Source organism: Burkholderia sp. BCC1638 (assembly GCF_902833195.1).
Lineage (GTDB): Bacteria > Pseudomonadota > Gammaproteobacteria > Burkholderiales > Burkholderiaceae > Burkholderia > Burkholderia diffusa.
In genome coordinates, this window is record NZ_CADFEC010000061.1 from 1 (window position 1) to 7343 (window position 7343).

The 7343-nt window shown below is 64.3% G+C and carries 6 protein-coding genes and 1 pseudogene; 2 read left to right on the forward strand and 5 right to left on the reverse strand.

What is annotated here, in order from left to right; translation table 11 throughout:
* From glyA to HWX22_RS31000, 3 genes and pseudogenes are all read right to left on the reverse strand, one after another.
* A pseudogene (gene glyA, locus HWX22_RS30990) lies at positions 1 to 577 on the reverse strand (serine hydroxymethyltransferase); the annotation flags it as partial.
* Between the two features lie 321 nt (positions 578 to 898).
* Complete coding sequence (locus tag HWX22_RS30995) at positions 899 to 1678, reverse strand: SDR family oxidoreductase (RefSeq protein ID WP_059692484.1); 780 nt, start codon at positions 1676 to 1678, stop codon at positions 899 to 901.
* A 33-nt stretch (positions 1679 to 1711) separates the two neighbouring features.
* Entirely contained in the window at positions 1712 to 2959 is a 1248-nt protein-coding gene (locus HWX22_RS31000; RefSeq protein ID WP_175916969.1) for a D-arabinono-1,4-lactone oxidase, read from the reverse strand.
* A 261-nt stretch (positions 2960 to 3220) separates the two neighbouring features.
* On the opposite strand from HWX22_RS31000, the gene HWX22_RS31005 reads away from it, so the two are divergent.
* Positions 3221 to 4246, forward strand: coding sequence for a helix-turn-helix domain-containing protein (locus tag HWX22_RS31005; protein ID WP_175916970.1), 1026 nt, complete (start codon positions 3221 to 3223; stop codon positions 4244 to 4246).
* 146 nt (positions 4247 to 4392) lie between these two features.
* Here HWX22_RS31005 and HWX22_RS31010 read toward each other — a convergent pair whose 3' ends face one another.
* A complete protein-coding gene (locus HWX22_RS31010) occupies positions 4393 to 4824 on the reverse strand; it encodes a 2-oxoglutarate dehydrogenase (RefSeq protein ID WP_175916971.1) in 432 nt (143 codons plus the stop codon).
* A 44-nt stretch (positions 4825 to 4868) separates the two neighbouring features.
* Positions 4869 to 6719: a peptidase S10 gene (locus HWX22_RS31015; protein WP_175909903.1), complete on the reverse strand. Its 1851-nt coding sequence runs from the start codon at positions 6717 to 6719 to the stop codon at positions 4869 to 4871.
* A 440-nt stretch (positions 6720 to 7159) separates the two neighbouring features.
* Between HWX22_RS31015 and HWX22_RS31840 the strand changes: the two genes are divergently transcribed.
* Positions 7160 to 7343, forward strand: a 184-nt coding sequence (locus tag HWX22_RS31840) for a hypothetical protein (RefSeq protein WP_208456504.1), incomplete at its 3' end; no start/stop codon positions are given.

The following is a 7343-nucleotide window of genomic DNA, read 5'->3' on the forward strand; positions in this document are numbered from 1 at the left end:
ACTTCGCGATCTTCGCCAGACGCTCGAAGTCGATCTTCAGCGCGAATGCCGACGCGCCCGCGACGATCAGCTTCGGCTTGTGTTCGTTCGCCAGTTTCTCGGCGGCGTCGTAGTCGATGTCTTCGTTTTCGTTCAGGCCGTAGCTCACGACGTTGAACCACTTGCCCGACATGTTCACCGGCGAGCCGTGCGTCAGGTGACCGCCGTGCGCGAGGCTCATGCCCATGATCGTGTCGCCCGGCTTGAGCATCGCGAAGAACACGCCCTGGTTCGCCTGCGAACCCGAGTTCGGCTGCACGTTCGCGGCTTCCGCGCCGAACAGCTGCTTCACGCGGTCGATCGCCAATTGCTCGACCACGTCGACGTATTCACAGCCGCCGTAGTAACGCTTGCCCGGATACCCTTCCGCATACTTGTTCGTGAGCTGCGAGCCCTGTGCAGCCATCACGGCCGGGCTCGTGTAGTTTTCCGACGCGATCAGCTCGATGTGCTCTTCCTGGCGGCGGTTCTCGTCCTGAATGGCAGTCCAGAGTTCCGGATCGACGTTGGCGACGGTGCTGGTAGTGCGATTGAACATGATGATTGATCAAAAGAAAGTGATGGATTGACCCTGGTATGCCGGACTTGCCCGGACCCGCGAAGCCGAGCGCCGGACCGGCGCTCGATGACGTCATCGACCATGCCGCCCCGCGATGCCGGCTGAACGGTGATTCGGCATTGCCATTCCAGCAGACGCAAATCGGTTCAGATAGAAGGATTACGACAATCCGCTAGGACGCATCGCGCGACGACCCGGCAAAAAAAAATCGAAGGTCCGCATCGCTGCGGAACCTTCGACGGAACCTGCCGCTCCTGGAGAACGCGTGCCTGCCCTTCGGCCTCCTGCGAATATCGGGGCCTAAACGGCGGAAAAACAGTTGTCGACGAACAGGTGCGTGCCGTTGACGAAACTCGATTCGTCCGACGCCAGGAACAGCGCGGCCGCGGCCACTTCCGACGGCTCGCACAGCCGGCCTTGCTGCACCGCGATGGCCGCTTCGGTCGCGTCCACGCCCATCGCCTGCAGATCCTTCAACTCGCGCATCCCGTGCGGCGTGCGGATGAACCCGGGCGCCAGCGCGTTGCAGCGGATGCCGCGGTCGCGGTACTCGACGGCGATCGCCCGCGCGAACATATGGCACGCGCCCTTGGTCGCGTCATACAGCACCTCGCCGGGCGTCGCGCAAACGGCCGAGATCGACGACGTGCAGACGATGCTGCCGCGCCCCTTTTCCAGCATCTGCGGGAGGACCGCCTTCGTCATCAGGAACATGCTCTTCACGTTCACGCCCATCAGCCAGTCCCATTCCGACTCCTCGATGTCGAGGAACGGTTTGACGATCAACGTGCCCGCGTGATTGAACAGGATGTCCGCATTGCCATACTGCCCGCGCGCCGCGTCGACCGCCGCCTGCACGTCCGACTGCCTCGACACGTCGGCACCGAGGCCGATCGCCTGCAAGCCTGCATCGCGCAGCCGCGACGCAAGCGTTTCGGCCGCGTCGCCGTCGCGGTCGACGATCGCCACCTTCGCGCCCTGCGCGGCGAACAGTTCGGACGCGGCGGCGCCGCATCCGCCCGCGCCGCCGCTCACGATGGCGACCTTGCCGGCCAGGCGCCCGTCAATCTTGGCATTCATGCGTCGTTCTCCAGTCTGGTTGGTTCGGTCCGCTCAGCTGAACAGCGTCCGAAGATGATCGTTGAGGAAACGGCCTTCCGGGTCCACGCTGCGGCGCAGTTCGCGGAATGCTTCGGCTTTCGGGAACCAGCGATCCACGTCGTCGCGGTTCGTGAAATGCAGCTTGCCCCAGTGCGGACGCGACCCGTAATCGCGCAGGATGTCGTCGACGTCCTTCAGGAACGGCCAGTAGTCGACGCCGTTCGGCCCGCCCGAGCACGAGATGGTTACGCTGTCCTGATTGTTGAACGGGCTGATCCACGCCGGATCGCCCTTCGTGAAGCGGTACTCGACCGGGAAGATGCAGTCGCGATGCTTCGTGAGGATCAGGTCGCGCACGCGGCGCAGCGCTTCCTTGCCGTGTTCGGCAGGCACTGCGTATTCGAGTTCGTGGAAGTTCGCGACGTAGTGAATCGCATAGACCTCGGCGCTGTACGCGATCTTCTCGTGCTCGCCTTCGAAAAACGTGCGTTCGTCGGTGAGGTCCATCACCTTGATTTCGCACACGTCGTAGTCCTTCTTCGAATTCGACACCTTCGCGGTATCGGGCAGGCAGTACAGATGGCGGCTTTCGGACGTCGGGCACCAGAAGAAACCGAAATGCCGGTGCGTGGCCGCGAGCTCGTCGTACTTTTCCATCAGCGCCTCGAAGTCCTCGCGCCACACGCGGTCGTGCAGCCAGAACGCGTCGGTCACCTGCAGCGTCAGCTCCGACACCACGCCGAACATGCCGATGTTCACCTGCGTCGCATGCAGCAGGTCGAGGTCCTGCCCGTCGCTCACTTCCATGATCGAGCCGTCGGGGCGAACGATCCGCATCCCGACGACCTGCGACGACAGGTTGCTCAGCGTCGTCCCCGTGCCGTGCGTGCCGGTTGCGAGCGCACCGGCAATGGCCTGCGAATCGATGTCGCCCTGGTTCACGAGCGAGAAGCCGATGTCCTTCAGATGACGCGTCACCGCGTTGATCCGCGTGCCGGCCTTCACGGTGACGCGCTTACGTTGCTCGTCGACCGCGACGATGCCCTGGTAATCCTTCAGTGACAGCAGCAGGCCGCTCGTCGCGACGACCGGCGTGAACGAATGTCCCGATCCCGAGCATCGGACGTTCTTGCCCTGGCTCGTCGCGGCATGCACCAGCTCGGCGATCTCCGCCTCGCTGGTCGGCGACGCCATGTGCGCGGCAACGCACGACTGATTGCCCACCCAGTTTCGCCAGAATCCGCCACGTGGAAGCTCCATCGACGTCTCTCCAGAAGTGTGCTGCCGGGCCTACGCCGGCAGCCGTGTTCGGTTCGTCCGGCAACGAAGCGGGAGGCTCCAGGCGCCGGCGCGATGCGATACGTTGTGTTCCGTTCGTGCCAAAGGTATTGCGCCGGCCGGCTTTTCACTATCGGATTTCGGCAAGCGAGGGTTTCTTCGGGGAATCGGGCCATCGGGGTTTTTGACCGGCTCGGGCAGCGGCTACAATGCATCGATCCGGCCCGCCCCTTCCCGACTCCGATGACGCCGTCTGCCGATCCGAGCGATTTTTCTGGCGCCCCGCCGTTCGCACGAACGGTGGCGTTCTGCGCGTTCACCGACGTGGAGGAGCAGGCGCGAATCTTCGACGGCTGGGATCTCAACTACACGCAAATCTCGGGCGGCCGATTTCATGGTTCGTCGTCCATCGTGTCGCTCGGCGGCATCCGGCTTCTGGTCGAGGATCTCGACAAGGTGATCCTGCAGCAGGGCGCGGTGCCGTCCGACCGCATCGCGGTGGCCGTGCCGCTGGAGCTCGAAGGCCATGCGCGCATGTGCGGCGAGAAGAGCGGGCGCGACAGCCTGCACGTGTTCTCGAGCCAGCCCGTGTTCGAGTTCTATTCGCCCGACCGGCACGTGCTCGTGAACGTCGAGATCGAGCCCGACAAGCTGTCGACGGAGGCGATGCGCACGCTCGCCGCGTCGCTGCGCGCGCGCACCTTCGCGCCGCTGATCCCGATGACGCCCCAGGTCGCGGACCGCCTGCGCGACCTGCTGCGCCACACGATGGCCGCGGCCGCGAAAAGCACGCCGATCGACGACGTGACGACGCAGGAACGGATCGAGCTGCTCGAGCGGACCGTGCTGTATGCAATTTCCGAAGCGATGACGACGCCCGCGCCGGACGCGGACGCCCTCGCAACGCGGCCGACGAAGTACTGGTCGCTCGTGAACGCGGTGCAGGAGCGGCTGCAGGACGCGTCGACGTGTCCGCTGTCGATCGCCGAACTGTGCGTGCAGCTCGGCATCAGCCGGCGTACCGCGCAATACGCGTTCAACGACACGCTCAACCTGAATCCGATCGCGTATCTGCGCGCCGTCCGGCTGAATCACGTTCGTCGCGAGCTGCGGCTCGGCGGGTCCGTGACGTCGGCCGCGACGAAGTGGGGCTTCTGGCACCTGAGCAGCTTTGCTCAGGACTACCGCGCGATGTTCGGTGAGTTGCCGTCCGCGACGGCGCGGCGTTACGCGCACCGGGAAGCCGAACCTCGATCACGCGACGCGTGACGCGGCTTCACGCTGCCAGCGCAAGAATCGGGCTTCCATGAAGAAAGCCGCGGCCGAACGTGCGCCGCGGCGGGTTCAAAGCAGACCGCCGGTGCAGGGAGACGGCCTGCATCGGCCCTCACCCTGCGCACGACCTCGCTACACCTTCACTCCTGCTGCTGTTCCTGCTCCGCCTGCACCTGCCGCTGCTGGATGAACTGCCGCACATCGCTCATCGTCACGCGACCGGTGTGTTTCGCATCGATCTCGTCGAAGTGCTTCGAGACGAAGCCCAGCCCGCTGCTCTGCGCCTGCGCTTTCGTCACCGCCGCGCCGTTGCTCAGCACCGTGTTACCGCCGAGCCGTGCGTCGACACGCTTCTGCGCCTGCTGTTGCAGCGTCGCGCCGGTCGACGGCAATACCGGCGCCACGCGGGTCGCAGGAAAGAACGGACCGTCGACACCGTGCCCGCCGCGCGGCAGCTTCACCGGCGCCACCGCCTGCGGCGGCAGTGCGTGGGCGCTGCTCATCACGGCACCGAGGACGATCAACGGAGACATACGCCGCATCAAGTTGATTAGGGACATGATCACTCGCATTCAATGGATGAATTGAGGGTTCCTTTTCGCAAGGAGTCCGTCGTTTACGGTGCGGCCGCCAGCGTCGTCGCGGCCGTCGCGCCCGGCACGCTGCCGGTCGGCGTGCCGGCCGGGTTCTCGTCCGGCCACGGCGGCGGCAGTGTGCGCAGCGTCAGCGCGGTCGGAATCCGCTTGCCCTGATAGAAGATCGTCAGGTCGCGCTTCATCTGCGGACGGGCCACGTCATCCAGATACGTCATGTGCCCGCCCTGGAAGAAATTCACCTGCAGCTTCGGGTTCAGGCCCTTCACCGTCTGCAGCCGCGCGAGCTGCTTCTCGGTGTTGAAGAACGGCGTCGCCAGGTCGTGGAGGCCGTTCTCCGCGAGCACCCGGAGCTTCGGATTGAGCTGAAGCGCGCCGAGCAGATCGGGGATCGAGTCGGGCATCGGCTGGCCGTCATGCGAGAAGTCCCACACCTGGATGATGTTGTCGTTCAGCGGCAGGTAGGTCGCGTTCGGCGCGGTGTAGCCGAGGTAGTCGGGCATCTGCGTCGCGAGCGCGTTCGTGAACGGCTGCGAGATCAGGATGTCCGACGGATCGCCGTCCGTTTGCAGCCGCGGATCCGAGTTCGGCAACGACACGCGTCCGTCGTAGCGGCCGATCGTCGTGCCGGGCAGCAGGCTCGTGCCGAACGGATTCGCGTTGAAGTAGCCGCGCAGCGCCTGCTGCGTGAGGCTCGACGGCAACGACCACAGCTTCAGCGTCGCATCGCTCGGGAACACCGGCGTGCCGAGCGCATCCGGAATGCCGAGCTGGCTCAGCACCCACGACTGCGAGTACTGCTGCAACTGGTTGTAGATCAGCGTCGTGAACAACTCGGTCTGCAATGCATACAGATACGGGTTGACCGGCGCCGGCGACACCTGGTTGAAGTACGCGGCGACCGCCGCATAGCCGGGCAGGTAGCCGGCCACGGTATCGGTCTCGAGCAGCAGCCCTTCGGTCGACTGCGTGATCGCCACCGCTTCCACCGCATCGGCGAAGTAGTTCAGGATCGACGATTGCAGCACGATCCCCGTCAGGTGCACGCCGGCCGATTCGAGCGCCAGCGCGAGCATGTCGGTACGCGGGGTGCCGTACGATTCGCCGTACAGGTAGATCGGCGACGTGCCGCGGCTGTTGACGTTCAGGTAGCGCTGGATGAAGTCGCGCATGATGTTGACGTCCGCGTCCGAACCCCAGTACTTCTGATTGGTGTTCGGCAGCACGGCTTCCGACAGCCCGGTTCCCGGCGGGTCGATGAACACGAGGTCGGTCGTGTCGATCAGGCTGTCCGCGTTGTCGACGAGCGGATAGTTCGGCCAGTTGCTGCCGAACAGCGGATCGGGCGTGGCGACGCGCGTCGGCGCGAAGGAGCCGAGGCGCAGCCAGATCGACGACGAGCCGGGGCCGCCGTTATAGACGAACGTGACGGGGCGCGGCTTGCCGTTCGTGCTCGGCGCGGTGTACGCGACGTAGGACATCGACGCTTCCGCGTTGCCGTTCGCGTCCTGCGCGGTCAGGTGGCCCGTGGTCGTCGTGTAGCTGACCGTCGTGCCGCCGGATTTCCACTGGTAATGCATCACCGCCGCCTTCTCCGAGACCTGCGCGGCCGCGAGGCCGTCGGTCGCGTTCATCGAATACGCGACGGGGTCGACGTAAGGCTGGTTCGCCGCCGGCGACTGGCTGGCGGCCGCCGCTTGCGCGCTGGCCTGCTGGCTGGCGGTGGCCTGCGCGAGGCTCGACGCGCCGACGGACGACGAATCGTCGCCGCCGCAGCCCGCGAGCACGAGCGTCACGATGGTCAATGCGCCTAGCCCGGCCAGCCTGCCGCGACGCTCGCGGCGGCTGCCGGTACTGCTCCTGTCTGGTTTCATGCCTCGATCCTTGTGTTGAGTCGGATACCGCTTCACACAGGCCGCCATCGCCGGCGAAAAACGCGCAGGCATACCCGCCACTCGCGTTGCACGGTTGGCAGACGGCGGTTGGGGATTGGACTTCTTCGAGAGACTGAACTTGATACAGACACAGCAAACTGCTGGCGGAGAATGATGCGGGAACGCCGCCCCCTGGCAGTTTCGACGACTTATCGTATTACCGGAATTTACGACACCACAAAAATAGGCGGTGCTGCGCCGCGTTGTCAAAGATCATTCCGATATTAAAAAATCTCTTATGATGCGAACGGCGATCAGTGTCTGGCATTTGAAAGAAAACGCGATTGTTCGCGTTTAGGTCGTTATACGAGGCGTTTTTATCGGAATGCGGCGGCGTTTTCGCATGTCGCGCCGTCCTTTCCGGGATTCGAAAGTGCGCGTTGATCCCCTTCAAATCGACAGGATTTTTCTTTCATTTTAATTATCCTGAATCAATTAGGGAAACACTGATTAATAGGCGATCGCGCGAGGTGGTCGGCGATGTGGGCGGGGAATGGCCGGATACCGAAGCGAAGCGCCGCCCATTCGGAGAAGTTTGCCCCGAGGATGCACCTTATTTCTCGC